At 40.0% G+C, this 25,975-nt stretch carries 21 protein-coding genes and 1 tRNA gene; 6 read left to right on the plus strand and 16 right to left on the minus strand.

From position 1 onward, the window contains the following. From HUV91_RS10000 to HUV91_RS10020, 5 genes are all read right to left on the minus strand, one after another. Positions 1-810, minus strand: coding sequence for a polysaccharide deacetylase family protein (locus tag HUV91_RS10000; protein ID WP_174493627.1), 810 nt, complete (start codon positions 808-810; stop codon positions 1-3). 12 nt (positions 811-822) lie between these two features. Continuing rightward, complete coding sequence (locus HUV91_RS10005; RefSeq protein WP_174493301.1) at positions 823-1,713, minus strand: ELM1/GtrOC1 family putative glycosyltransferase; 891 nt, start codon at positions 1,711-1,713, stop codon at positions 823-825. 80 nt (positions 1,714-1,793) lie between these two features. Next, complete coding sequence (locus HUV91_RS10010) at positions 1,794-2,720, minus strand: branched-chain amino acid transaminase (RefSeq protein ID WP_130074175.1); 927 nt, start codon at positions 2,718-2,720, stop codon at positions 1,794-1,796. Positions 2,721-2,746: 26 nt separating this feature from the next. Beyond that, the gene (gene glnE / locus HUV91_RS10015) at positions 2,747-5,497 is read right to left on the minus strand and encodes a bifunctional [glutamate--ammonia ligase]-adenylyl-L-tyrosine phosphorylase/[glutamate--ammonia-ligase] adenylyltransferase (RefSeq protein WP_174493302.1); all 2,751 of its coding nucleotides are present in this window, start codon (positions 5,495-5,497) and stop codon (positions 2,747-2,749) included. Positions 5,498-5,650: 153 nt separating this feature from the next. Then, positions 5,651-6,937: a sensor histidine kinase gene (locus HUV91_RS10020; RefSeq protein WP_130074173.1), complete on the minus strand. Its 1,287-nt coding sequence runs from the start codon at positions 6,935-6,937 to the stop codon at positions 5,651-5,653. 915 nt (positions 6,938-7,852) lie between these two features. Here HUV91_RS10020 and HUV91_RS10025 point away from each other — a divergent pair. After that, positions 7,853-10,087, plus strand: a complete 2,235-nt coding sequence (locus tag HUV91_RS10025; RefSeq protein ID WP_130074172.1) for an NADP-dependent isocitrate dehydrogenase — start codon at positions 7,853-7,855, stop codon at positions 10,085-10,087. A gap of 77 nt (positions 10,088-10,164) precedes the next feature. Here HUV91_RS10025 and queA read toward each other — a convergent pair whose 3' ends face one another. Further along, a complete protein-coding gene (gene queA / locus HUV91_RS10030) occupies positions 10,165-11,202 on the minus strand; it encodes a tRNA preQ1(34) S-adenosylmethionine ribosyltransferase-isomerase QueA (RefSeq protein ID WP_174493303.1) in 1,038 nt (345 codons plus the stop codon). A 172-nt stretch (positions 11,203-11,374) separates the two neighbouring features. Between queA and HUV91_RS10035 the strand changes: the two genes are divergently transcribed. From HUV91_RS10035 to secF, 5 genes are all read left to right on the plus strand, one after another. Next, positions 11,375-11,461, plus strand: a tRNA-Leu gene (locus HUV91_RS10035). 329 nt (positions 11,462-11,790) lie between these two features. Continuing rightward, positions 11,791-12,924, plus strand: coding sequence for a tRNA guanosine(34) transglycosylase Tgt (gene tgt, locus HUV91_RS10040; protein WP_130074127.1), 1,134 nt, complete (start codon positions 11,791-11,793; stop codon positions 12,922-12,924). Between the two features lie 126 nt (positions 12,925-13,050). Further along, positions 13,051-13,380 (plus strand): preprotein translocase subunit YajC, encoded by a 330-nt coding sequence (gene yajC, locus HUV91_RS10045; protein ID WP_111858849.1) that lies wholly within the window; start codon positions 13,051-13,053, stop codon positions 13,378-13,380. A 53-nt stretch (positions 13,381-13,433) separates the two neighbouring features. Then, complete coding sequence (secD, locus tag HUV91_RS10050; RefSeq protein ID WP_174493304.1) at positions 13,434-15,332, plus strand: protein translocase subunit SecD; 1,899 nt, start codon at positions 13,434-13,436, stop codon at positions 15,330-15,332. Positions 15,333-15,339: 7 nt separating this feature from the next. Further along, positions 15,340-16,323 (plus strand): protein translocase subunit SecF, encoded by a 984-nt coding sequence (gene secF / locus HUV91_RS10055; RefSeq protein ID WP_130074125.1) that lies wholly within the window; start codon positions 15,340-15,342, stop codon positions 16,321-16,323. Positions 16,324-16,391: 68 nt separating this feature from the next. Here secF and HUV91_RS10060 read toward each other — a convergent pair whose 3' ends face one another. From HUV91_RS10060 to HUV91_RS10105, 10 genes are read right to left on the minus strand one after another with little or no spacing between them, the layout of a single operon-like run. Further along, the gene (locus HUV91_RS10060; protein WP_174493305.1) at positions 16,392-17,057 is read right to left on the minus strand and encodes a 4'-phosphopantetheinyl transferase family protein; all 666 of its coding nucleotides are present in this window, start codon (positions 17,055-17,057) and stop codon (positions 16,392-16,394) included. 12 nt (positions 17,058-17,069) lie between these two features. After that, entirely contained in the window at positions 17,070-17,504 is a 435-nt protein-coding gene (locus HUV91_RS10065) for an excinuclease (protein WP_174493306.1), read from the minus strand. 10 nt (positions 17,505-17,514) lie between these two features. After that, complete coding sequence (locus HUV91_RS10070; RefSeq protein WP_174493307.1) at positions 17,515-18,744, minus strand: beta-ketoacyl-ACP synthase; 1,230 nt, start codon at positions 18,742-18,744, stop codon at positions 17,515-17,517. Further along, complete coding sequence (locus tag HUV91_RS10075; protein WP_174493308.1) at positions 18,744-19,469, minus strand: 3-ketoacyl-ACP reductase FabG2; 726 nt, start codon at positions 19,467-19,469, stop codon at positions 18,744-18,746. The genes HUV91_RS10070 and HUV91_RS10075 overlap by 1 nt, the downstream gene beginning before the upstream one ends. Positions 19,470-19,511: 42 nt before the next feature. Then, positions 19,512-19,934, minus strand: a complete 423-nt coding sequence (locus HUV91_RS10080) for a 3-hydroxylacyl-ACP dehydratase (protein WP_130074120.1) — start codon at positions 19,932-19,934, stop codon at positions 19,512-19,514. After that, a complete protein-coding gene (locus HUV91_RS10085; protein ID WP_174493309.1) occupies positions 19,931-21,130 on the minus strand; it encodes a beta-ketoacyl-[acyl-carrier-protein] synthase family protein in 1,200 nt (399 codons plus the stop codon). The genes HUV91_RS10080 and HUV91_RS10085 overlap by 4 nt, the downstream gene beginning before the upstream one ends. Positions 21,131-21,137: 7 nt before the next feature. Further along, entirely contained in the window at positions 21,138-21,695 is a 558-nt protein-coding gene (locus tag HUV91_RS10090) for a DUF3261 domain-containing protein (RefSeq protein ID WP_174493310.1), read from the minus strand. Beyond that, the gene (locus HUV91_RS10095; protein ID WP_174493311.1) at positions 21,686-22,993 is read right to left on the minus strand and encodes an NAD(P)/FAD-dependent oxidoreductase; all 1,308 of its coding nucleotides are present in this window, start codon (positions 22,991-22,993) and stop codon (positions 21,686-21,688) included. Before HUV91_RS10095 ends, HUV91_RS10090 begins: the two co-directional genes overlap by 10 nt. 18 nt (positions 22,994-23,011) lie before the next feature. Next, positions 23,012-25,333 carry an MMPL family transporter gene (locus tag HUV91_RS10100; protein WP_174493312.1) on the minus strand — a complete coding sequence of 774 codons (2,322 nt, stop codon included), beginning with the start codon at positions 25,331-25,333 and terminating at the stop codon, positions 23,012-23,014. Further along, a complete protein-coding gene (locus HUV91_RS10105) occupies positions 25,308-25,904 on the minus strand; it encodes a LolA family protein (RefSeq protein WP_174493628.1) in 597 nt (198 codons plus the stop codon). Before HUV91_RS10105 ends, HUV91_RS10100 begins: the two co-directional genes overlap by 26 nt. Positions 25,905-25,975 lie beyond the last annotated feature (71 nt).

The raw sequence follows: 25,975 nt of genomic DNA on the forward strand, positions 1-25,975 counted from the left end.
TCAGCCCTCACGCTTGCCAAGTTTAAGACGGAGTTTGACAACAAACATTGAATCCTTACCGCTGATTTTAATCCGTTGTAGTTGCATAAAGTCAGGGCTTAGACCATCAATGCCTTCTTTGGTGGTAACTGCATTGTGATAACCTGCCTGTTTTGCCAAATCGACATCACGTTGTGAATAGATTCCAAAGGGATAAGCAAAACTTGTCACTGCTTGCTGAGTCAGTTGCTCCAGTTGTATTTTAGAGTCCTGTAACTCATGCAGACACTGCTCATCCGTCAGTTTATCCAGATTGGCATGAGTCAGGGTATGTGAACCAATTTCAACCACAGCACCTTGTGCCAAAAAGCGGACTTGTTCATCATTGAGTTTAGGCTCACGTGCCAATTCACCACTATTATGATGGGCTTTTTTATAGGTGGACCAATCACGATCATGACGATCAACCACCACATAAATCGTGGCTTTGGCTTGATATTTTTCTAAAATAGGATAAGCATTTTCCAGATTATCCAAATAGCCATCATCAAAAGTAATGGCAACCGTTTTTTCAGGGTGTTTGCCCCAATTCTGCTGTAATTCCTGCATGGTCACAAAGTGAAAACCTTGTGCTTTCATCCATGCGATTTGCTTTTCAAACTCAGCAGGTTTGACTCGTAATTTATTGAACTTCGCACCCTCTATATGCTCGCGCACCATGTGATACATCAGAACACGCGGACGTTTCCAATCTACAGCAGGTTTCCACCATGCATATTTCATGCTAAATGCAATCATTAAAACCAACAGTAAAATGAGAATATAAATCACGGTCATGACCAGTTATTTTGCTAAAAGATATGTTGCCACACGATCTGCTTCTTTAAAAGTCTGTGCTTGTGGTAAATCAGCAATGTTTTCAGCAGTGGAAATCAAATGTGCTGTCAAAATCTGATCGATAGATTGCGTGATTCGATCTTGCTTGCTGCGATCAATTAAAATCGTCCCAACTTTACATCCTGCCGTCAATGCCTCAAAAATCATTGAAACACTGTCCTCTGTCACCCAAACAGCTTCTGCCAATTGCATTTGCTCAAAAATCCAGCCTTGTGGTGTTTGCTCTACAGGAAAAATTTGCAATTTTTCTGCATATTTTTTTTGCTTTAATTGACTCAAAAAGTCTGAGGGTGTGCGTCTTGATGTGGTTAAAATGATATCGCCGTGCGAATTTTGCTGAACAATATTTTCAATTGCAGTTAAAACTTTTTGATCATTCCATGTATGGCGTTTCGATGAACCACCCAGTGCAATCAAAATGCGACCTGAAATGTGCCGTTGCTCATCCACAATGGGATTCAGCGCGCCTCTGCTCACAATCACATTGCCCTGTTCTGTCACAGCATCATGTTCAGGAATCACAGCATAATCAAACATTGAACATGGAAAATTTGGCTTCATCAAAATGACCGTTTTTGCCTGTTTATAGATTTTCCCCAACAACAAAACCCTGAATTGAGTGTGGCTTCCCACTCCAAAAATATAATCTGGTGTTTGTTGAAGCTGAGGAATTTTATGCTGCATCATTCCCATGATTAAAGGAAAAATGGCAAGTTCCGCAATTGAGATTTCTTCAAAAGTGACAGCTTGCTGAGATTGTCTTTGCATCGCTTTAAACAAGCCGATTGCCTGTGAACGATGTCCTGCTTTTCCATCACTAACGTAGACAATATGCATGAAAACCCTTATTTAACAGCTCTAAAAAATCATAAAAAAAGGCGAAACCAAGTTCCGCCTTTTTATCTTAACCGATCAACTTATTTTACGTAAGTCAACCAGTGTGCATATTTAGGATCTTTACCCTGAACTGCATCAAAGAATGCTTTTTGAATTTTCTCAGTGATCGGACCACGCGCACCAGAGCCGATTTCACGGTCATCATACTCACGGATTGGCGTTACTTCAGCAGCAGTACCTGTGAAGAATGCTTCATCACCAATGTAGAATTCATCACGCGTAATACGACGTTCAAATACTTCAATACCAAGGTCTTTCGCAATAGTAATGATGGTTTGACGAGTAATCCCATCCAATGCACCACCTGCAATATCAGGTGTATGCAATGCGCCATCTTTGACTAAGAATACATTTTCGCCTGAACCTTGACATACATAACCCTGTGGGTCCATCAACATTGCTTCGTCATAACCAGCTTGAGCAACTTCTTGATGGGCAAGAATAGAAAGCGTGTAATTGCCCGCAGCTTTTGCCTTACACATCGTCACGTTCGGGTGATGATGCGTAAATGATGAAGTTTTAACACGAATGCCTTTCGCCATTGCGTCATCACCAAGGTAAGCCCCCCAACTCCACGCTGCTACAGTTGCATGAATCGTGTTGTCTGTTGCAGCAATCCCGAGTTTTTCCGAACCAATGAAAATGATTGGACGTAAATAGCAAGAAGCTAATTTATTTTCACGTACAACATCAATTTGAGCTTGTTCTAAAGTTGCTTGATCAAATGGAACTTTCATTTGATAAATTTTTGCAGAATTTAACAAACGTTTTGTATGGTCTTGGAGACGGAAAATCGCGGTACCATTTGGTGTTTCATAAGCTCGGACGCCTTCAAACACACCCATACTATAATGTAAAGTATGGGTTAAAACGTGAACTTTCGCTTCACGCCAATCAACCATTTGTCCATCTTGCCAAATAAAACCATCACGATCAGCCAAATTCATGGCACACACTCCAAATTTTTACACTATTATTCACTTTCCAAAGCGAAAGTCGCTGTTGGATCAATTAATCTTTGCCATAACTTACAAACGACCTCTCGGGTATCGTGCCAATCAGCTGCGCTAACTTGCATATTATGATTTGCAAGTGCTAAGCGATGGCTCTCGGCGCGTTCACTAAGATAAGCTTGAATCAGTGCGGATACATCGTCGCTGGATAAGCAACCTGCCTTTGCGGCATCCTCAAGAATTCTAACATTGTCGGAATAATGGGCGAGATCAGGATTCGTCCCACTCCAGGCTAATACAACATACTGTGCCATAAATTCAATGTCAACGATACCACCTGCATCCTGTTTTAAATGAAAAATTCCATCTTTCTTCTGTTCTTTTGAAGAACCTAGATGATCTTTCATCTTTTGCCGCATTTTTAATACTTCTTGTCGAACTGTTTCTTCTTCTCTCGGCAAGGTCAGAATTCGACAACGTAGTTGCTCAAACTTGCTTCTTAAGATTGCTTCTCCTGCGATAGAACGTGCTCGTACAATGGCTTGATGCTCCCATAACCATGCATTCTTTAATTGATATTGTTCAAATGCTTTTAGACTGGTCACTAAAAGCCCTGCTTCACCTGATGGACGTAAGCGCGTATCCACCTCATAGACTCGACCATCGAGTGTTTGCGTGGTCATTAAAGACATAAATTTCTGTGCAACGCGCATAGCAAATTCAAAACCACTAATGATTTTCATGCCATCGGTATCGGCTTGCTCATCCATATAATGAATAAATACTAAATCTAAGTCCGAACCATAGCCCAATTCTATTCCACCCAATTTACCATAGCCTGCAACAACAAAAGCCATGTGATCAAGTGAACAGCGCTGTCCTTCTGCATCTAATGGATAACCATGCCGTTTCGCCACAGTTTGATAAGCCAAATTTAAAGTCGCAATGACAGATACTTCAGCAATATCAGTGAGTGCATCTGAGACTTTCATGAGGGGGCTTTCAGCCAGTACATCACTTGCCGCAACCGTCAGAACATTCGATTTTTTGAATAAACGCAATACACGCATTTGATCTTCAACTTGATCAATCTCAATGCGTAATAACTGTTGGCGTAAAGAATCTTCCAAATCTTTGCGTTTTGGCAATTCAAAATCCATCGACAAAAATTCATCTAATAACACTGGATAATGAGTCAGCTCTTCACAGATCCAAGGGCTTACCGTTGCCATTTTAACTAAACGCTGCAATGCCCCTTTGCTTTCAATGAGCATGACTAAATAGACAGTACGGCGCATCACCGACTCGACCAAAGGCATCAAACGCATGAGCGCCACTTGCGGTTTATCTGATTGTAAAATCGCTTCAATCAAATGCGGCCAGAACTCTTTTAAGCGCTGTACTGCTTTGGCAGGAAGTTTTTTAATGGCATGTCCGTACCAAAATTCATGAATTAAATTTTTTGCATTTTCATCTAAGACATTTTCTAATTGTTGCTCAAGTTGACTAAAACTTTCCGCAGGTGAATCGTAGCCTTTTTCTTTAATTAGATGTTCAAATTGGTAAATCACTCTACTACGCTTTTCATTTAATACATCAAGAAACTGTTGCCAATCCTTAAAACTCAAAGTATCAACAATACGCTGTCTAAGTTCTGGCTCAGTTGGCAAAGATTGGGTTTGTTGATCATTCAATGCTTGAATAGCATGCTCAACACGACGTAGAAAAAGATAAGCATCCTCAAGATCTAGAACTGATTGTAAGTCTAGTAGTCCAACTTCACCCAAGTGTTTTAGGCTAACTAGGCATTGCCGATCTTGTAATTCTAATTTTGAACCGCCATAAATCAGTTGAAATACTTGAACAATGAATTCAACCTCTCGAATCCCTCCAGCACCTAGCTTAATATCATCAGCAATATTACGACGTGCAACTTCGCGCTCAATCATGGCTTTCATTTCACGCATCGCTTCAAAAGCCGTGTAATCCACGTACTTACGGAAAACAAAAGGTCGTGTCATTTCTAACAGCTCATCCCCCTCTTTTCCACCTGATACGATACGCGCTTTAATCCATGCATAACGCTCCCATTCACGTCCATGCTGACTGAGATATTTTTCTAATGCCACATGACTAATGGCAAGTGCGGAACCATCACCCCAAGGACGTAAACGCATATCAACACGAAATACAAAACCATCTGCGGTGATATGCTCAAGCAAATAAATCAGCTTTTGTCCCCAATGAATACAAAACTGTTGTACATCAACACACTTACGACCGTTGGTTTCACCCTGTTCATCAAAAGCAAAAATCAGGTCGATATCACTCGATAAATTCAGCTCTTGCGCACCCAATTTCCCCATTGCAATGACAATCAGATCTTGCACTTTGCCATTATAACCAATCGGTTCTCCATACTTTGCAATCAATGGAATTCTGGCAAAATCTTTAGCCGCATTAATACTTGCATCTGCAAAATCGGAAAGTTCACGTGTTAAAGTAACCACATTTGTAAGCTGATTAGCATCTTGCCAAATCCAACGAAACATTAAACGTGCACGTAAAATACGAATGGCTTTCATCCATTGCAATTCATCTGAAATTCCAACTAAGGTTTCATGCACATATTGTTGAATTTTTTCGGTTGAAAGCGAATACTGAAACTGATCAATAGCATAATCTTGTTCTAAAAAAGCCTGATGTAAACTTAATACTTGTTCTGCGTATTGACTGGCACGTAACGTTTTTTGCAATTGCTCAGCATTCATTTGGAAAGAGCCTATACTTTTTAATTCACCTTATCTTTATAACAGGTTATCACTGCCACGGGCAGATTTCAGAGGCAAATTTCCGGCATTTTAGTCAAAATATTAGACATTACGAACGCTTTGCGCTCTACTTAAACGCTGTTGATGAATGTTTTATACATTGTTTTTCTGACACGTTTTTTTATCGATTGATGCTGTCACTAAAGCTTGATGACTGTGCTTCGCTGTAGGCAATATCAAAGTAAAGACTGTCCCCTCTCCCATTTTAGAGCTCACTGAAATCACACCATGATTTAAATCAACAAAACGTTTACATAGAACCAAACCTAAACCTGTTCCTCGCTCACCAGATGTTCCTTTAAAGCTGGCATTGATTTCAGGCTCAAAAATGTTCTGCATTTGTTGTTCTGTCATTCCAATCCCTGTATCACGGATTGAAATTTCAATGCCTTCTAGACTTTCTTTTGCACTAAGAATGACTTTGCCTGAACCATCAACATGAGTAAATTTCAATGCATTCGAAACTAAGTTTTGAATAATCGAAGTCACCATATTGATATCAGCATATACTTTAAGATGCTCCGGCACCTCATCCACTAACTGAATATTTTTTTTGATAGCCAACATATTCAGCACATCATAAACAATCTTTGTAGATTGTTTTAAATTGAAGTTAATCGGGTGATAAACAAAGCGCCCACCTTCCGCCATTGCCCAATTCAGTAAATTCTCCAATAACGTATAAGTTGACATGGCAGTATCGTATAAGTATTCAGCAATATTCTGAATACTTTCACGATCTAATGTATCTTGCTCTTTCGCTAAAACCTCAGAAAAACCAATCAAGCCATGAAATGGTGCTCGTAAATCATGTGCAATGATTTGGAAAAATTTAGTTTTACTAAAATTGAGTGCACACTCTTGTTCATAAAGTTCTAAATAATTTTCCGACTCTGTTCTTTTTTCTAAAATCGTCACCAAACCAGAACTTAATTCATCTAACAAACTCATTTGTTCGACAGTAATATCTTCCTCAGCATCATCAAAAAAAATGACCTGACCAAATGATTCGCCTGTTTCACTATATTTAAAATTTAATCCCACTACACGTTGATGAGGTATATTTAAACCACGTAAATGTTGTGAAAATTCTTGATAATTATGATGTTTGGCAGTAATCATTAAATCTTGTTCAAAATAAGGCAGTAAACTTTTATTTTTTTCGATAACGAGCATTCGAAAATCGTACAATGACTCGGTATACCAGGCATAAGGTTCGTCATGAAACGAAAAAATTGCTTTTTTTAAATTCAATATGCCACGTGCAACCCGCATATAACGCTCAATTTTATTATCCGAGCTATTTACACCCAATAATAAAGATAATTTACAAGCGCTTAGCTTATCAGCCTCACTCATTTCTAAGAGTTTTAATGTCATGGCTGCCTCATGAGGACGAGTAAAAAGAATGTATGACTCAGCTTATTTACAAGATGTCACATTTTATAATATAACAACAATATGTCTAGAATAATACAACCTTCTATCGATAATAATCCCAAACTCTATTTTATTTAAAAACACTACAAAATCAACTACATAAAACTATGGCATATAAATTAAAATATAGTCCTATACTTCATTTAGATGTGTTAAATTATATTTACCTACATTTGATGATTTTTTAAATCAGATTTATAAACCGAAAAATAGATATATATCCTTCATATAAATTATATTTTAATTTAAATACCATCAATCAAAAATAGATAAAATTAAATAATGTTAAAATTTTACTGATTTTCATTGATATATTTAGTTTCTATCTTATACAAATAATACAATGACCGTTTTCTATTCTAGCTCTATTTTGTTCGATGCTCATACGTCATTACTGTACACCTAATTAAGCATATTTAAACAAATTCTGTTATCATGTCACTAAGTTATAGATTTGCAAATATTGACAGGTTGTGTATTGTTTCGCCAGAACACACACGGTGTTCAATGTGTGAGTGTTTGTCGCGATATAAAAATAAGAAATACTGCGCTGTTACAATTCACTCTCATTCTACACCAAACTTATCCTACACAAGTTGTTCTGTGTTTTGTCGCATAGATCAAGAAACTGAAGGTATTTTCAGATTTACAACCCATGTGACAGATCTCGTCATGAAGCAGTCATACAAGCTCTAGTATCATTTTTTAGCGAAATGTCGTTATCACTAGATCTTACATTGACTGAAAGGAAATGAACATTGATACTTTCAATGTTTTTATTTAAGCAAATCGGTTCGTAGGGACTGAACCACAAGTTTAGTCCTCAAAAACATAATCCAAAGCAAGGGGCTATATATGGCTGGTGGAAAGTCAACTATCATTTACACATTGACCGACGAGGCGCCACTGTTAGCGACCTATTCTCTGCTACCGATCATTGAGACCTTTACTAAGCCCGCTGGCGTAGAGATCGTTAAAACCGACATCTCTGTTGCTGCACGTGTGCTTGCAGAATTTACAGACTATCTAAAAGATGAGCAAAAGGTTAACAATAACCTTGCTGAATTAGGTCGTCTTACTCAAGATCCTGATACCAATATCATTAAATTGCCAAATATCAGTGCATCTGTTGCTCAATTAACAGCATGTATTAAAGAGCTTCAATCGAAAGGTTTTGCGATTCCTGATTATCCAGAAAATCCAACAACTGATGAAGAGAAAGAAATTAAAGCACGTTATGGCAAATGCTTAGGTTCTGCTGTAAACCCAGTTTTACGTGAAGGTAACTCTGACCGCCGTGCACCTACTGCCGTAAAAAATTATGCAAAAAAACATCCACACTCTATGAGTGAATGGAAACAGTGGTCACAAACCCACGTTTCACATATGGATGAAGGTGACTTCTATCACGGTGAAAAGTCAATGACTTTAGACCGTGCACGTAATGTGAAAATGGAATTGATCACCAAGTCAGGTGAAACTATCGTTCTTAAGCCAAAAGTTGCGCTTCAAGACGGTGAAATCATCGACTCTATGTTCATGAGCAAAAAAGCACTTTGCGACTTCTATGAAAAAGAATTAGATGATTGTAAAGAAGCGGGCATTTTGTTCTCTTTACACGTGAAAGCAACCATGATGAAAGTTTCACACCCGATCGTATTCGGTCACTGTGTGAAAATTTATTATAAAGAAGCTTTTGAAAAACATGCCAAATTATTCGCGGAACTCGGCATTAACGTAAATAACGGTATGGCAGGTCTTTATGAAAAGATCGAAACCCTACCGACTTCTTTACGTGAAGAAATCATCGAAGATTTACATGCTTGTCAAGAACACCGCCCTGCTTTAGCAATGGTAGATTCTGCAAAAGGCATCACCAACTTCCATTCACCAAATGACGTGATTGTAGATGCTTCTATGCCTGCAATGATTCGTGGTGGCGGTAAAATGTGGGGTGCTGACGGTAAACAGTATGACTGTAAAGCCGTAATGCCTGAGTCTACATTTGCCCGTATTTACCAAGAAATGATCAACTTCTGTAAATGGAATGGTAATTTTGATCCACGTACGATGGGTACTGTGCCTAACGTTGGTTTGATGGCACAAAAAGCTGAAGAATACGGTTCACACGACAAAACGTTTGAAATTACTGAAGCGGGTGTAGCGAACATTACTGATCTTGAAACAGGTGAAGTATTAATGTCGCAAAACGTTGAAGAAGGCGATATCTGGCGTATGTGTCAGGTGAAAGACGCACCGATCCGTGACTGGGTAAAACTTGCAGTAACGCGTGCGCGTAACTCTGGCATGCCTGCAATCTTCTGGCTTGACCCGTACCGTCCACATGAAAATGAATTGATCAAGAAAGTTCAAACTTACTTGAAAGATCATGACACTGCTGGCTTAGACATTCAAATCATGTCTCAAGTACGTGCAATGCGTTATACACTTGAACGTGTAGCGCGCGGTCTAGATACAATTTCTGTAACAGGTAACATTTTACGTGACTATCTCACAGACTTGTTCCCAATCATGGAATTAGGTACTTCTGCGAAAATGTTGTCTATCGTTCCGTTAATGGCGGGCGGTGGTATGTACGAAACTGGTGCAGGCGGTTCTGCGCCTAAACACGTACAACAACTTGTTGAAGAAAACCACTTACGTTGGGATTCTTTAGGTGAGTTCTTAGCACTTGCTGTTTCTTTAGAAGAAATGGGCATTAAAGAAGATAACGCGAAAGCAAAACTTCTTGCGAAGACTTTAGACCAAGCAACAGGTAAACTGCTCGACAACGATAAATCTCCATCACGCCGTACAGGTGAGTTGGATAACCGTGGTAGCCATTTCTATCTTGCTAAATTCTGGGCTGAAGCTTTGGCTGCACAAGATGAAGATGCTGAGCTTAAAGCGAAGTTTGCACCACTTGCTAAAACACTTGCTGACAACGAAGAAAAAATCGTTGCTGAACTTGCTGCAGTGCAAGGTAAAGCTGCTGATATCGGTGGTTACTATGCAGTAGATACAGCAAAAGTTGATGCAGTAATGCGTCCAAGTGCAACTTTAAATGCTGCTCTTGAAGCAGTACAATAAGTGATCTAGCACAAATTTATTTGTGTGATAAAAAACCGATGCCAAGGCATCGGTTTTTTTATTTATAAATGCAAAACTTATACAGATGATTTTTCAATCAACATCGCATCACCATAACTAAAGAAACGATATTTGCTTGCCACTGCATGTTGATATGCATTCAAAATATTTTCTTTACTTGATAATGCCGAAACCAACATCAGTAAGGTTGATTCAGGTAAATGGAAGTTCGTAATTAAACGATCTACGACACAGAACTGATAACCTGGATAAATAAAAATCTGTGTATCCCCTGTCCAAGCACCAATTTTCCCACCACAAGCTTGTGCAGCACTTTCGACTGCACGTGTTGCCGTTGTACCAATGGCAATCACTTTATTACCACGAGCTTGCGTATCTTGAATCATTTTTGCAGCAGATTCTGATACTTCACACCATTCACTATGCATAATGTGATTTTCAATATCTGTGGTACGTACTGGCAAGAAAGTGCCTGCACCAACGTGTAAAGTGACAAAAGTTTTATTCACACCTTTTTGGGCTAATTTGGCTAGAAGGTCTTCATCGAAATGCAAACTTGCTGTTGGCGCTGCAACAGATGCTAACTTAGTCGGGTCATTAAAAACTGTTTGATAGCGTTCAGTGTCAATCGCTTCAGCTTCACGATTAAAATATGGTGGAATCGGTAGCTGACCATAAACCTCTAAAACTTGTAAAATAGGTTGTGAAAACTCCACGACAAATAAATTTTCATGTCGACCAGTGACAGTCACTTTGACTCCATCTTCACCAATAAATAATTCAGCGCCTGCTTTGGGAGAATTACTGGCTTTGATATGACAATGGGCAATGGTTTGGTCAAAAATACGTTCAACGAGAACCTCGACTGCACCACCTGTTGCACGCTTACCTTTAAGGCGAGCTTTCATCACTTTGGTATCATTTAACACCATTAAGTCACCTTCTTCGAACAAATCTAAAATATCGGTGAAATGATGGTCTTGGTATGACCCATCTGCATTGAGATGCAGTAACCGTGATGCACTACGTGTGTCTAAAGGATAGCGAGCAATAAGCTCATCGGGGAGGTCAAAGTTAAAATCAGAAAGTTGCATAAAACGAAAATTTAGGAAATAAAACTCGACGTAGTATAGTCTTTTTTATACTTTATCGCAGAAATTGCTGCTTTTTAATCCAAAAAAATCACATCTGAATTAAAAATAAACAAATGTGAAATATCTTGATTGACAATGATCTGAAAAACGCTATTATAGCCACACAACCTCTCCCGAGGTGGTGAAATTGGTAGACGCGGTGGACTCAAAATCCACTGTCAGCGATGACGTGTCGGTTCGAGTCCGACCCTCGGGACCATATATATGAAAAGCCTCTAAGCGCATTAAGACTTAGGGGCTTTTTTATTATCTAAATCAATAGAATAATGCATAATTTTAATTTTTTCCTAAAATGTTCTTCCCTCTCAAAGTCATCATCACAAAGGGAAATAAGTACCCAAATCGATACCCAGTGCTAATTTAGATCCAGTAAAAACTGCTGTGTTAAAGCGTTCAAACAAAGCTTTCATTTTCAATTCATATTTAGTCTTTATCATGACTAGCAATTCACCATAAAAACATGGGAAAATAGTCAACTTTTGCAGCAATCAATCAGCGAACTGTTTTTTCGCCAGATTTAGGTCATTTATGAAGTTTGAAAAATTAGGTCAGTCGGGACGTGCCCGTCGTGGTCGTTTAACCTTAGAACATGGCGTTGTAGAAACGCCTGTGTTCATGCCAGTCGGCACTTATGGCACGGTCAAAGGCATGTTGCCGCGTGATATTGAAGATATTCAAGCTCAAATTATTTTGGGTAATACTTTTCATCTTTACTTGCGTCCTGGTTTAGATGTCATTCGTGAACACGGTGGTTTGCATGAGTTTATGAAGTGGGGAAAACCAATTCTCACTGACTCAGGTGGTTTCCAAGTCTTCAGCTTAGGCGCAATGCGTAAAATCAAAGAGGAAGGTGTTACTTTCCGCTCACCTATTGATGGCTCAAAAGTCTTTTTATCACCTGAAATTTCAATGGATATTCAGCATACATTGAACTCAGATATCGTGATGATTTTTGACGAATGTACGCCTTATCCTGCAACGCATGAAGAAGCACAAAAATCATTACAGCTTTCATTACGTTGGGCGAAACGTTGTAAAACTCAGCACCATGATGTATTAAAAAATAAAAATGCATTATTTGGCATTATTCAAGGTGGCATGTACGAAGACCTGCGTGAAGAATCACTCAATGGTCTAAAAGAAATTGATTTTGATGGTTTTGCCATTGGCGGTTTATCTGTAGGTGAACCTAAAGAAGAAATGATTAAAGTTTTGGATTATTTGCCTGCAAAAATGCCAGAAGATAAGCCACGTTACTTGATGGGTGTTGGGAAACCTGAGGACATTGTTGAAGCGATTCGTCGTGGTGTAGACATGTTTGACTGTGTCATGCCAACCCGTAATGCGCGTAATGGGCATTATTTCGTGACTGATGGTTTGGTGCGTATTCGCAATGCTAAATATCGTCATGATCAAAGTCCGCTTGATCCACATTGTGATTGTTATACTTGTACAAATTTTACCCGCGCCTATTTATTCCATTTAGAAAAATGTGGCGAAATGTTGGGTTCAATGCTCGGTACGATTCACAACTTACGTTATTACCAACGTTTTACTCAAGATATTCGTGATGCTTTAGACAATGGTACCTTTGATGAATTTGTTGCTGATTTCTATCAACGCCGTGGCTTAGAAGTTCCACCTTGTCCAGTCGATGAATAATCCTAAGGATGGCGTATTTTTCATTCATCAAGATTTGCGCTGAGCTACAAGACCATGTAAATTGCAGAACAAGTCAATTTAAATGTCATGTTTTTGACACCCATTATTTAACTTTAGGAAACTAAAATGAGTTTATTTATTTCTGCTGCTCATGCAGCCGATGCACCTGCACAAGGTCCAAGCATGATGGCTAACTTATTGATGATTGCTGTTTTTGTTGCAATCTTCTATTTCCTTATTTGGCGTCCTCAAGCAAAACGTGCTAAAGAACACCGTGCACTGATTGAAAGCTTAGGCGTTGGCAGTGAAGTGGTTTTTGCAGGTGGCTTAATGGGTCGTGTGACAAAAATTGACGGTGACTTTGCAGTAATTGAACTCAACCGTGGTAATGAAGTAAAAATACAACGTGCAAGTGTTATTTCAGTACTCCCTGAAGGCACATTAAATAACCTTTAATCAAAAAGTAGTCGTGCTTCTTGCACGACTTTTTAATTTTAAGAAGAAAGCGAATGCGTTACCCTGCATGGAAATATTTACTGATCCTCGTTGTTCTCGTGGTCAGTACATTATATGCCCTGCCAAGTTTGTATCCTGATGAACCTGCTGTTCAGATCTCTGGTGCCAAAGCTGGTACGCAGATTGATCAGTCTGTCATACAAAAAGCAGAGCAAATATTAAAGAGTGACAATATTGCCACTCATGACAATACCTTTACCAACAATGCAGCATTGTTGCGTGTAAGTTCATCTGATGCTCAGCTCAAAGCCCAAGAAGCTTTGCGTAAAGGTTTAGGTGAAGAGTATGTTGTTGCGCTCAACCTTGCGCCAACCACGCCAGAGTGGCTACAGAAAATTGGTGCAAAACCAATGAAACTGGGTCTCGACTTACGTGGTGGTGTTCATTTCCTACTTGAAGTAGATATGGACAAAGCAATTGCACAACGCATGGAAACTTCGGCAACTGATCTACGTCGTGATTTGCGTGAACAAAAAATCAAATTCAACAGCTTAACGTTGAATAACAACACGATTACCTTGTTATTTGCAAATAACGATGATCGTGCTGCTGCAATGGATTTTTTACGTCGTGATGGTAATAAATATAACCAACAAGCACTTGCAACTGAGACAGGTTCTACTCTGAAACTCACTTATAATGATACGACTAAACAAGAAATCCAATCTTATGCTTTAGATCAAAACTTAACGACTTTACGTAACCGTATTAATGAGTTAGGTGTGGCTGAAGCTTTGGTACAAAGTCAAGGTAGCAACCGTATCGTGGTTGAATTACCAGGTGTTCAAGATACTGCTGAAGCAAAACGTGTATTGGGTCGTACAGCGAACTTAGAATTCCGCTTAGTGTCGGATTTGAATGATCAATATGTCATTCCAAATGGTCAGTCTAATGGTCAACCAATTCCACCGGGTACCGAGTTATTTGCTTACGAGTCATTAGACAGTGGCAAACAGCTATTGTTAAACCGTAACCGTATCTTAACAGGTGAACGTGTTCAAAATGCATCAAGTGGATTTAGTCAAGATACTGGCGGTGCTGAAGTCAACATTACGTTAGACAATGCTGGCGGTAAGCTCATGGCAGATGCAACGCGTAATGCTGTTGGGAAACGCATGGCAGTATTGTTTATTGAAAATAAACAAAAAATTGAATTCATTACAGACCCAACAACAGGTGTACAAACTGAAGTACGTACACCATATACAGAATCTGTGGTCATCAATGCAGCAACGATTCAAGCTGTGCTAGGTGCTCAGTTCCGTATCACTGGCTTAGACTCGCCACAAGAAGCGGCTGAACTTGCGTTGATGTTACGTGCAGGTGCACTTGCTGCGCCAATGTATTTCGTTGAAGAACGTGTCGTGGGTCCAAGTCTTGGTCAAGAAAATATTGATAAAGGTGTACTTTCTACCCAAGTCGGCTTCATCCTTGTTGCAATTTGGATGGTGGTATTCTTCCGTGTGTTTGGTGTGATTGCTGACTTAGCGTTAATGATTAACCTTGCCATGCTACTGACCATCATGTCATGGATTGGTGCTTCTCTTACTTTACCGGGTATTGCAGGTATCGTCATCACCATTGGTATGGCTGTTGATGCCAACGTACTGATCTGTGAGCGAATACGGGAAGAAATGCGATGGGGTGCCTCCCCTAAACAGGCCATTGTGGCGGGTTATGATCGTGCTTATAACACCATCTTCGACTCGAACTTAACCACCTTTTTGGTTGCATTTATCTTATTTGCGATTGGCACAGGCCCGATTAAAGGCTTCGCTGTTACTTTGATGATCGGTATTGTTTGCTCAATGTTTACTGCGATTACAGTGACTCGCGCTATCGTACAGATCATTTATGGTAAAAAACGCAACTTGAAAAAGTTGAGCATATAGGAGATCGATGATGACTGATGTGACTCAACCTCAAGAGCAAAAAGCCAAAAAGTATGGTCGCCCTGATGATGAAAAAATCATCAACTTTATGAAGATTGCGAAACCAGCGGCAATCCTTTCGATCATCCTCACGATTGGTAGTATTTTCTTTATTGTCACCAAGGGTCTAAATTTAGGTTTAGACTTTACTGGCGGGGTTTCTGCTGAACTCAACTATCAACATGAAGCAAAACCTGCTGACGTGATTAGTACTTTAGATAAAGCAGGCTTTAAAGATGCGGTAGTGCAAACCTTAGGGTCAAACAAAGATTTAATTGTACGTATGCCAGTACAAGATATTAATGTTGAAGACTTAAATAACGCACTGACTAAGGCTGTACAACTGCCTGGTAACGCAGCAAATGTCCATAAAGTGGACTCTGTCGGCGGTCAAGTCGGTAATGAGCTTTATATCCGCTCTGCGGGTGCTGTTGCGCTTGCAATGCTGCTCATGCTTGTCTATGTCACTATTCGCTTTGAGTTTAAACTCGCACTGGGTGCAGTGTTATCTTTGCTCCATGACGTTATTGTAACTGTGGGTATTTTTGCCATGATGCAATGGCCATTTGACTTAACAGTTCTCGCTGCGATTCTTGCCTTAATCGGCTTCTCACTCAACGATAATATTGTAGTTTCAGACCGTATCCGTGAAAATTTCCGTAAGATTCGCGGTGCAAGTCCACTTGAAGTCGTGAACTCAGCATTGACTGAAACACTACGTCGTACTATTCACACCTCGATGACACTTTTGCTTGTGGTTATGGCCATGATGTTCTTAGGTGGTGATGGTTTACATTGGTTTTCTGTTGCCATGTTCATTGGGGTATTTGTCGGTACTTATTCTTCAATCTATATTGGTACAGCCTTCGCTTTATGGCGTGGTCTCAACCGTCAAGACTTCATTGTTCAGGTTAAACCTGAGTTTGAAGATGAAGAACAAATTCCACATTAAGGCACTATTTTAAAAATAGCCCATCTTCGGATGGGCTTTTTTATTTCTGCATTTTAAACAAGCAAATATTAATGTTGAATCATCTTAATTTGAGGAAAGGCGAAGCCCTTGCATGAGTGTTCTGAACGCCATGCAATGGTGAGCATACAATTTGGCAAACGATAATTTTGATAGGCAAATACCCCAATCAGAGGATGAGTACATATTCCCCCATGATCAAAAGGGTGTACTTGGGTATTCAAAGTATTCAAACTCAAACGAATACCTAAACCTGAGGCTTTTAACACCGCCTCTTTGGTTGTCCATACCTTAAACCAATATTCTGAGTCAAATTCTACATCTTGCCATGTTTGATATTCTTGAGGATGAAAAGCATGCTTTGCCAATGCTTCAAAACGCACCTTTCGATCTAGATCTTCAACATCAACACCAATGTCTGCCATATTTTGAGACATAATCAAAGCATAGTGCTGCTGGCTATGAGAATGGTTAAATGCAATTTTTTCAAGATGTGCTAAATAAGGCTTACCAAATTCGTTGCGCAGAATATCTGCTTCTGAAATATGGTGCTGTAAAAATACAGACAGGTAATGATTACGCTGCTGATAAATTATGTTTTTTTTATATTGATGATATTCAGGTAAATTTTTAAAATCTGATTTGACTAAATGAATAAATTGAGCCAATGGTTGAACATGGACTTGAATCGTTCTGTTTTTCACTGGCTCAATCATACTCACTTCACATTAAAATTTAGCAATGTCACCTTTCAAAGCAACACCAGCAACGGCTGTACCTTTTGCACAATCATATGTTGTTGTACTACGTGTTTCATTGGATTTATAAAAACTCACGAGATTAGTGACTGCATTTGCACCACGAGATTTTGCCGTATTTTGAAATTGAATCAAGGCTGAACGTAATACATGGTCACAAGCACTCTCTGCTGACTTACCAAAACCATTGGTCTTTTTATTGCTGACCAAACCTTTTTGAAGTACCTGCCCACCCGACTTGGTACCTGCTAAATAAAATTTTACAGAACCGTCTAAGACACCATCAGCAACAGCGCGGTCAACAGCTTCTTGGAAATTAAATTGATGCATTGAATCCGCTGCTTGTACAGAAGCAATGCCACTCACACCTAATGCTAAAGCGATTAAGATATTTTTAATAGACATGTCGTTACCCTTATTTATGATCTATTTTTTTGAAAATAATGGACGTATTAATACCTCCAAAAGCGAAATTATTACTCATCAATATTTCGGCATTTATTGTTCGAGCTTTCCCCACAATATAATCTAAATCGCCACAAAGTGGATCAATATTTTCTAAATTTAATGTCGGAATAAATTGCTGTCTTTGCATCATTTCTAGGCTCAGCCATGCTTCAATTGCACCACAAGCCCCCAATGTATGCCCAAAATAACTTTTCAGTGAACTGATCGGTTTACGCCCTAGCACCCGTGCGGTTGCCTGTGTTTCAGCAATATCCCCCTGATCTGTTGACGTGCCATGAGCGTTAACATAATCAATCTGATCAGCATTAATGTTGGCGTCCTTCAATGCCAATTGCATACAACGTCCCATCATCTCTGAGTCAGGACGGGTCACATGCTGACCATCGGTATTGCTACCATAACCGATAATTTCCGCATACATTGTAGCACCACGTGCTTTGGCATGTTCATATTCTTCTAAGATTAAACACCCCGCACCCTCACCGACCACTAAACCATCTCGGTTTTGGTCAAAGGGACGTGGTGATTTTTCAGCTTGATCATTCATTCCACTCGTTGCAAGTAGGACATCAAAAACGGCACAGCCTGCCGCACTCAGTTCTTCTGCACCACCTGCAAGCATCACAGTTTGCTTACCATACTTAATGGCTTCATAGGCTTGACCGATTGCCATTGAACCTGAAGTACAGGCACTTGAGGTTGGCAATGTCAGTCCTTTTAAACCAAAATAAACGGTCATATTCACAGCACTGGTATGTGACATCATTCGGATATACGTGGTTGCATTCATTTTGTTCATGTTATTTTCAATCAACATTGAACCAAACTCAGCGACTGCATCGACACTGCCCGCAGATGAACCAAATGCCACACCTGTTTCACCGTTTTGTAAAATTGGATCATTCAGCAAATTAGCATCGATCAAAGCTTTTTCTGCACAGATCACAGACATTAAAGCCACACGCCCCATTCCACGTGTCACCTTACGGTTAAAGTGCTTTGGCGTTTCAAAAGACTCCACAGGCCCTGCAATCTTACAGCGTAAATCGGTAAATATTTCCCATTCAGGCATGTAGCGAATACCACTTTTTGCCGCAGCAAACTGTTCAAAAATAGAGTCTGCTGTCTCACCTAATGAGGTAATACCTGCCATTCCTGTCACCACGACACGCTTCATTAGATCAAGCCTCCGTTGACTGAAATGACTTGTCGGGTGATATAACTGGCATCATCACTGCACAGAAATTTCACCACTTTTGCCACTTCATCGACTTGCCCCATGCGCTGCATTGGAATCATTTTCAAGGCATGTTCCTGTACATCTTCACTGACCATTTCTGTTTCAATCAGACCAGGTGCAACGCAGTTAACCGTAATTTTACGTTTTGCCAATTCCAATGCTAAGGCTTTGGTGGCACCAATCAGTCCTGCTTTGGCAGCACTATAGTTCACCTGTCCACGGTTGCCCATCACGCCCGACACCGAAGACATCGTGACAATACGCCCGCCTTTTTTCAGACGAATCATCGGCATCACCAAGGGTTTTAAAACATTGTAAAAACCGTCCAATGAGGTGGAAATCACCTCATCCCAATCATGGTCAGTCAATGCTGGAAATGCCGCGTCATGGGTTAAACCTGCATTCAGCACCACACCATAAAATGCACCATGTTCAGCCATGTCTTTTTCTAATATTTGCTGTACTTGCACTCGTTCAGTCACATCAAATAACAGCGCATGACTTTGTCGTCCCATGGCTTGAATTTCAGTAACCACTTGCTCTGCTTCCACTTTTCGAGAACGTGCATGTACTGTGACATCAAAACCCGCTTGCGCCAATTGTAATGCAATCGCTTTTCCAATACCTCGGCTTGACCCCGTTACTAAAATTCTTCTTGTCACACGCTTATCCTAATATTTTCTCATCTTTTCAACTGACGAATGTTATTCAGGTTCATACACACTTAACATGGCATTGATTGTATGTTCTTGATACTGAATTTCACAGGCAAATTGTCCCAATCCTTCATGCAGATACTGACGCTCAGCACGAATGGTCACAACTTCACCCATGGCAAAATATGCAACAGGTAAATGCAACTTTCTTGTGCCCAAAAGAAAACCTATTTTGGGCCTTTGCCCCACTTTTTGACTTTGCGCTCCAGCATATAAACTCACCGTTTGTGCCATCAACTCAATGCTTGACCACGTTGGTAATCCTGCTGCTTCACAAAACATTAATGCAGGTTGAATAGTGAGTGTCGCCTCTGCAAAGTTTTCGCCAACCTCAACCAAATCATCCACGAAAACCATTGGCTTTTCATGAGGTATAAAATCAACAGCAGCTAATTTTTTTGAAGCATTCATGGCAATGTGGTTCCAAAAATTAAACTAATGTTGCTACCGCCAAAAGCAAATGAGTTCGACATGACATAGCTGATTTTTTGTGTCAATTGTGCATCTTCAACAAAATTGTGCATATCCAATTCAGCATCGAATCGTGTATTTTGATGTAAAGGCAACCATGTTTGATCCTGTAGAACCTGTGTGCAAATCATGGCTTCGATTGCCCCTGCTGCCCCAAGGCAATGCCCTGTTTTATGTTTGGTACTACTTAAAGGCACTGCATAATCCTGAAATACTTGCTGAACGGCTTTAATTTCCATTGCATCATTTTGCAGCGTTGCTGTGCCATGCAAATTTAAATAACCAATATCTTGTGCTTTTAGCTGTGCTAAATCCAAAGCAGCTTGCATGGCTTTGGCTGCGCCTTGCCCTTCAGGATGTGGTGCTGAAATATGCCACGCATCCATCGACTCACCTGCAGATATCAACATGGTTGGAGCTGTTTGCTTTGATAGTAAAAATAAAGCAGCTGCTTCACCAATATTGATGCCATCACGTTGTTGCCCACACGGCTGACAAATCCCTTGAGATAAACTTTCAAGGCTATTAAAACCATTTAAGGTGAGCTTACATAAAGTATCAACACCACCGACCAGCACAGCATCTGCAAGCCCAGCATTGATCAAGCGTTGTCCCGCAGCCAATGCTTTAGCACTCGAAGAACATGCTGTTGAAATGGTATATGCGAGACCTTCCCAAGCCAAATATTGCTGTAAAGCTTTGGCTAAACTGTCCATTTCCTGTTTTTTTTGCACAACTTGAGCGGTTTGATCACCTTGGAAATAACGTTGTAATTCAGGTTCATTATCTGCAATCCCTGAGGTCGATGTCCCGATAATAATCGCCAAACGTTTAGGGTCAAATTGGGCTGTATAAGTCCGTAGCTCGGCTTCAATACGTTGTAGTGCAGTCAAAGCAAAACGTAAATTTCGAGTTTCAACCGCTTTTAAGGCATCAGGCACAGTCTCAATTAAATCAACGGAACACGCACCGACCCAAACCTTTTTTTCTAGAATAAAGTCTGATCTTAAGCTTAAGGTCTGATCCGTTTGGGTTAATGCTTGTCGCATCTGTACTGCATCTGCACCCAAAGCAGACAAGCCCACACTGAGTTGAATGCCAACGGCTGGATTTTGCGTATCAATCTGTTTAGACATTCAACATTTACTCATTATTTTCTAAAGTATTTGGCACGGGACTAAAGACCATTTGGTAGGGTACTTGCAGATTATCCAGTTCAATCTGTGTCGCGAAATGTCGTATATTTAATACTTTTTGTTTTTTAATTTCAACATCTTGAATTTTCACATCTGCAGCATCCACATATTGTTTTACATGAACCTGTTCAGGTGGATGTTGAATAAAATCGGGATAAGTTGCAAATAAAATATCACGTACCACAAACTCAAAAGGTAATAATTTCATTGCATCAATGCGCTGCTCTACTGTGACCTTTTGCCCATCAAAATGCACTTTAAACAACTGCTGCCCTGTTAAGCTTAAAGCCAGAAACTCCAACTTTTGATCTTGCTGTTGTTGATACAGCAAAAAGCTAAAGCTGTGTTCTTGCCACTGCACTTCCACTTGATCTTGACGTTGGTATTGCTGCGCAGTCCATTGCGTAGTCGCCAGACCTTGAGCTTTGGGCAAGAGCTGCTGACATGCACTCAAGGGTACCATCATCAGCAACGCTAAAAAGCTATTTTTCCATCTCATTCGCATTCTTCGATTCCAATAACAGCTGCTTGTGGCTGATCTTCTCGACAATATGCTGCCAAAGTACTCAAACGTTGCTTGGCATTTTTATGAATTGGGTTGTGCTCATCCCATGCATAGCCTGCTAAAAGCGATGCAATCATACGGCGAATTTTATCATTTTGAGTTTTTGAAAAAACCACATCCTGAAACTCACCCTCATACCAAGACTCCACATAGGCACGGAAGACTTTAATCCCTTTACGTAGCGGCTGTTCATAGTCTTGCATCCAATCTACAGCTTGCCCCTGAAGCACACGTACAACCAAAGGCACTGCTAAACTTGATGACTTCAGCGCAATCGTCACACCTGAAGAAAACACAGGGTCTAAAAACTCACCTGCATTGCCCAATAATGCATAATTTTGACTCGCCAAGTGTTTCACATTGGCAGAATAACCCACCAAAGTTCGCACAGGAGTATCAAACTTTTTATTACGCAGTACATGTGATAAAGCAGGATCATCCGCTAAAATGCGCGCAAATGTTGCCTGCAAAGTTTCAGGACTGGCATCATCAAACTGATAATGATCAAAAAAATCTTGTTCAGCGACTACGCCAAAAGAGGAACGACCATCTGCAAATGGAATCAACCAATACCAAGCGCGTGGATCTTTTTCATGTACGGTAATCAAAATCTTTTCACGATCAAAATCAGGATCATCTAAAATTCCATCTTCAATATGAGTAAAAATCGCACGACGCACAGGAAAATTAGACGGACTTTCAAGGTCTAAAAACTTCGGTAAAATGCGTCCAAAACCACTTGCATCAAGTAAAAATTTTGCTTGAATTTGATATTGGACCGCTTGCTCATCTTTAACCGTTAAAATCGGATGTTGAGATTCAACATCCACTGCGATGACTTCATGTCCAAAACGAATTTCTGTACCATATTCTTCAGCTTGTAATGCCAATAAATGGTCAAAATTAGCACGGCGTACTTGCCAAGTCGTACCTGGACCTTCGCTAAATTTTTCAGTAAAGTCATAGAAACTGCGCTGTTGACCTTTTAAAAAAGCTGCCCCATTTTTAAATTGAAATGCATATTCTTCCACATGCTTTCGAACAGTGTCTAATAAACCTGCTTCTTCTAAAAATACCATCGATTGTGGTAATAAAGACTCACCAATTGAAAAACGAGGAAAATATTGTTTTTCAATGATGGTCACGGCATAGCCTTTTTTGCGTAATAATGCGGCTGCTGAACTCCCCGATGGACCTGCACCAATAATTAATACATCTGTGTGTTGAATTGAATTCATGATTTCCCCAACTTTTAGCTATTTTGCTGATTCTTTTAAAATAATAGAATGTTGATGATCTGCTTTCGTAAAAATAGTCGCGTAAATAAATGAAAATATCACGCCAAATAAAACCGTTAAACCAAAACAATGGATGGCATATGTCGAACTCAATGACAATAAACCAAAACCGAGTAAAGTCGACATCATACATAAGAATAATGCCATACCGACAACTTGTGGATGATCATGCCCATGCCGATAAAAAATCGCATAATCCACCCCAATCCCGATAATCAAAAATGTGCCCATAATACTGAACAAATTAATTTCTACCCCAAGCCATGCTTGGACAGCAAAGGTACTGAGCAATGCCAAACTGACGGGTAAAATCAGTGCAACAATCGCATTAACACCATAAATCAAAGTCAAACCGATCAGCAATGCTGCCAAAGCATAAAGCAGCAAGTATTGTGCTTGAATACGATGATTGTGAAACAAAGTCGATAAATTACTCACCGGCTGCAAAAATTGAATCTGTGCTGTTTGTAACTGCTTCAATGCTTGTACCTGTTGTACGCCTTGCACCATCACCAAACGCTCATGTGCATTGACCTGTAAAAATGCCAAAGGATGCTGTGCAAAATCAGACAGGCTTAATAACGGTTGCTGTGAAAGTTGTTGTTGCCATGCCCATACATCTGCCACATCGAGTTGCATTGCTGTGGCATAACGGCTCAACTCAGCTTTTGGAATCTGTTGTAACAGTTGAATATTGGCACGTTGTGTGGCTAAAGACGGAACTGATTGCCCAATCGCTTGTGTACTTTGTAATACACCCTGTTGCTGTAAGTGATTTAATTGGATCAATAAATCTTGCTCAAGCTGTTCAAGTTCAGCCGTATTTTTGCCACGAATGACGAAATAATCATTACTTTGCTGCTGCCCAAAACGTTCACGCACATAGCGATCTTCTTGTTTCAGCTTTTGATCCATACTTTGTAAATTACGAATATCATCATTGGCTTTAAGAAAATATAGACTTCCTATCGACACCACTGCGATGACGGCAATCATGCCAAAACGTAAGGTGTTACGCGTTAAAACATAGTCACGTGCACGCCCAATAAAGCGCAAGGTATCAATTGCAGGCTGTGCATTGAGTGCCTTTAAACGTGGCAATAATAAAATACTGGTGATCCACGCAGCACTTAACCCCACAATGGAGAAAACTGCAATCTGCTTAAAGCCCGGAAAGGGTGTAAAGGTCAAAAATACATATGCAACCAAAGTCGTCATCAAGCCCATAAACAGACTTGGCAAAACAGGTTTTAGAACCTTAAAACCATCGACTTTACGATGCTGTGATTGCAATGCCATAAAATAAAAAGAAAAATCGACACACACCCCAACTAGACTGGCACCAAACACCAAGGTCATCAGATGGATTTCACCAAATACCCAATGCGTAACCGCAAAAGCCACCAGACTGCCACTACTGACTGCAATAAATTCCGTCAGCATTGGACGTAATGAACGGAAACCAAACCAGACCAACAACAACACACCCAAACTTGAGCCTAATCCGATTGTCGAAATTTCTTTTTCAGCCGACTGCGTACCAAAGCTTGAAAATAATAACGTCCCTGTCCAATGGGTTTTTGCCCCGATTTTTTGCATCTCTGAATCGAGATTATGCATCCAAGTCGTTGTATTTTCTTGATAATCAATATTATAAGGGCTTTGTGTGAGTAATAAACTAAAAAACCGTGAATGTCCTTTTTCATCATGAATGGTGGCAAAGCCCTGTTCCATTTCAATGCTTTGGTCTGTTTTCTGATTGGACAGATTCATTGCAAAACGCGGAAATAATAACAGCGGATCTTTTTGCAATAATTCAGCCGTGATCGGCATTCCCGGACTCATCACTTGTAATAAAGCTTGCTCTGTAATCGCGGCATAATCATGCTGTTTTAACGCAGTTATATCTTCTGCACTCAACAAACCTGCATGATGCTGATAGAGCGTTTGCGCAAACTGATCAGTGTCTAATTGTGGTTTTAACGGCTGCCATAATGCAGTCTCAGCGACCCGTTGTTTCAGTAAATCAGTCGCATGTTGTAAAACCTGATCATTGGGCGCATCTATGACTAAAAACAATTGCTTGTTCAACTGTTCACTGACATATTTTTGCGTTTGCTCAGAGGCTTTGTCTTGGTTTTCTTTCGGTAACAGTGAAAAAATATTGGTTTGAATATGAATATCACGCTGCACCCATGCATAGGCTAAGCAAGAGATCACAATCAATAAAATAGCAAGCCACAGCGTAGTGAGTTTATTTTGCCAATTTGAAAAGAGCATCTTCTGTCGCCATCATTTGAACAGGTTGGGTCGTATGCTGACTAAATAGAATGGTCGTTGCATTATTGGCTTTTTCAGTGATCACAATACGGTCCACAAAGCGCTGACCTTGTGCATCTACACGCACAAATAGCTTTTTAAATAAGCTACTTTTTGGGGTTAATGTTACATTCCATTGCGTTGGGGAATAATGAGCTGAAACGATATTAAAGTTTTTTGCCAATGCCGCTTCATTGCCTGACATCAACTGTAAAAACATAGTGGCTACTGAGCCATAAGGTGATTTATCAATTTCAATTTGGCTCAAAGTCCGTTGGGTTTTTTGCACCAATTTTTTTGGAGTCACAATCAAACTGGCTTGTACAGGACTTTGAATCTGCCATAACACACCATTTTGTTTGGAAAATAAAACCGTCCCATGAGAAACAAAGGTTTTATTCAAAGATGCCAATTTCTTTTGCTGTTGAAAATTGGCACGCACTGTTGGTGTGGCTGACAATTGTTTAAAGATCTGCTCCACTTGGCTAGTTTGCGCAAAACTTGTCGTGGAAAATGTCATACTCAACACCATCGCACAGAAGCACACCCACAACAACTTCAATAGCAGAGCAGATGTAAATTTGGTCTGCTGTAGCGCCAATG

Origin of the sequence: Acinetobacter sp. Marseille-Q1623 (genome assembly GCF_902809895.1) — a bacterium.
GTDB classification, from domain to species: Bacteria; Pseudomonadota; Gammaproteobacteria; order Pseudomonadales; family Moraxellaceae; genus Acinetobacter; species Acinetobacter piscicola_A.

Bases quoted from the DNA above. Each gene is read 5' to 3' on its own strand.
- HUV91_RS10005 (WP_174493301.1), bottom strand. From the start codon at position 1,713: ATGCATATTGTCTACGTTAGTGATGGAAAAGCAGGACATCGTTCACAG.
- HUV91_RS10010 (WP_130074175.1), bottom strand. From the start codon at position 2,720: ATGAATTTGGCTGATCGTGATGGTTTTATTTGGCAAGATGGACAAATG.
- glnE (WP_174493302.1), bottom strand. From the start codon at position 5,497: ATGAATGCTGAGCAATTGCAAAAAACGTTACGTGCCAGTCAATACGCA.
- HUV91_RS10020 (WP_130074173.1), bottom strand. From the start codon at position 6,937: ATGACATTAAAACTCTTAGAAATGAGTGAGGCTGATAAGCTAAGCGCT.
- HUV91_RS10025 (WP_130074172.1), top strand. From the start codon at position 7,853: ATGGCTGGTGGAAAGTCAACTATCATTTACACATTGACCGACGAGGCG.
- queA (WP_174493303.1), bottom strand. From the start codon at position 11,202: ATGCAACTTTCTGATTTTAACTTTGACCTCCCCGATGAGCTTATTGCT.
- tgt (WP_130074127.1), top strand. From the start codon at position 11,791: ATGAAGTTTGAAAAATTAGGTCAGTCGGGACGTGCCCGTCGTGGTCGT.
- yajC (WP_111858849.1), top strand. From the start codon at position 13,051: ATGAGTTTATTTATTTCTGCTGCTCATGCAGCCGATGCACCTGCACAA.
- secD (WP_174493304.1), top strand. From the start codon at position 13,434: ATGCGTTACCCTGCATGGAAATATTTACTGATCCTCGTTGTTCTCGTG.
- secF (WP_130074125.1), top strand. From the start codon at position 15,340: ATGATGACTGATGTGACTCAACCTCAAGAGCAAAAAGCCAAAAAGTAT.
- HUV91_RS10060 (WP_174493305.1), bottom strand. From the start codon at position 17,057: ATGATTGAGCCAGTGAAAAACAGAACGATTCAAGTCCATGTTCAACCA.
- HUV91_RS10065 (WP_174493306.1), bottom strand. From the start codon at position 17,504: ATGTCTATTAAAAATATCTTAATCGCTTTAGCATTAGGTGTGAGTGGC.
- HUV91_RS10070 (WP_174493307.1), bottom strand. From the start codon at position 18,744: ATGAAGCGTGTCGTGGTGACAGGAATGGCAGGTATTACCTCATTAGGT.
- HUV91_RS10080 (WP_130074120.1), bottom strand. From the start codon at position 19,934: ATGAATGCTTCAAAAAAATTAGCTGCTGTTGATTTTATACCTCATGAA.
- HUV91_RS10085 (WP_174493309.1), bottom strand. From the start codon at position 21,130: ATGTCTAAACAGATTGATACGCAAAATCCAGCCGTTGGCATTCAACTC.
- HUV91_RS10090 (WP_174493310.1), bottom strand. From the start codon at position 21,695: ATGCGAATGAGATGGAAAAATAGCTTTTTAGCGTTGCTGATGATGGTA.
- HUV91_RS10095 (WP_174493311.1), bottom strand. From the start codon at position 22,993: ATGAATTCAATTCAACACACAGATGTATTAATTATTGGTGCAGGTCCA.
- HUV91_RS10100 (WP_174493312.1), bottom strand. From the start codon at position 25,333: ATGCTCTTTTCAAATTGGCAAAATAAACTCACTACGCTGTGGCTTGCT.
- HUV91_RS10105 (WP_174493628.1), bottom strand. From the start codon at position 25,904: ATGGTGTTGAGTATGACATTTTCCACGACAAGTTTTGCGCAAACTAGC.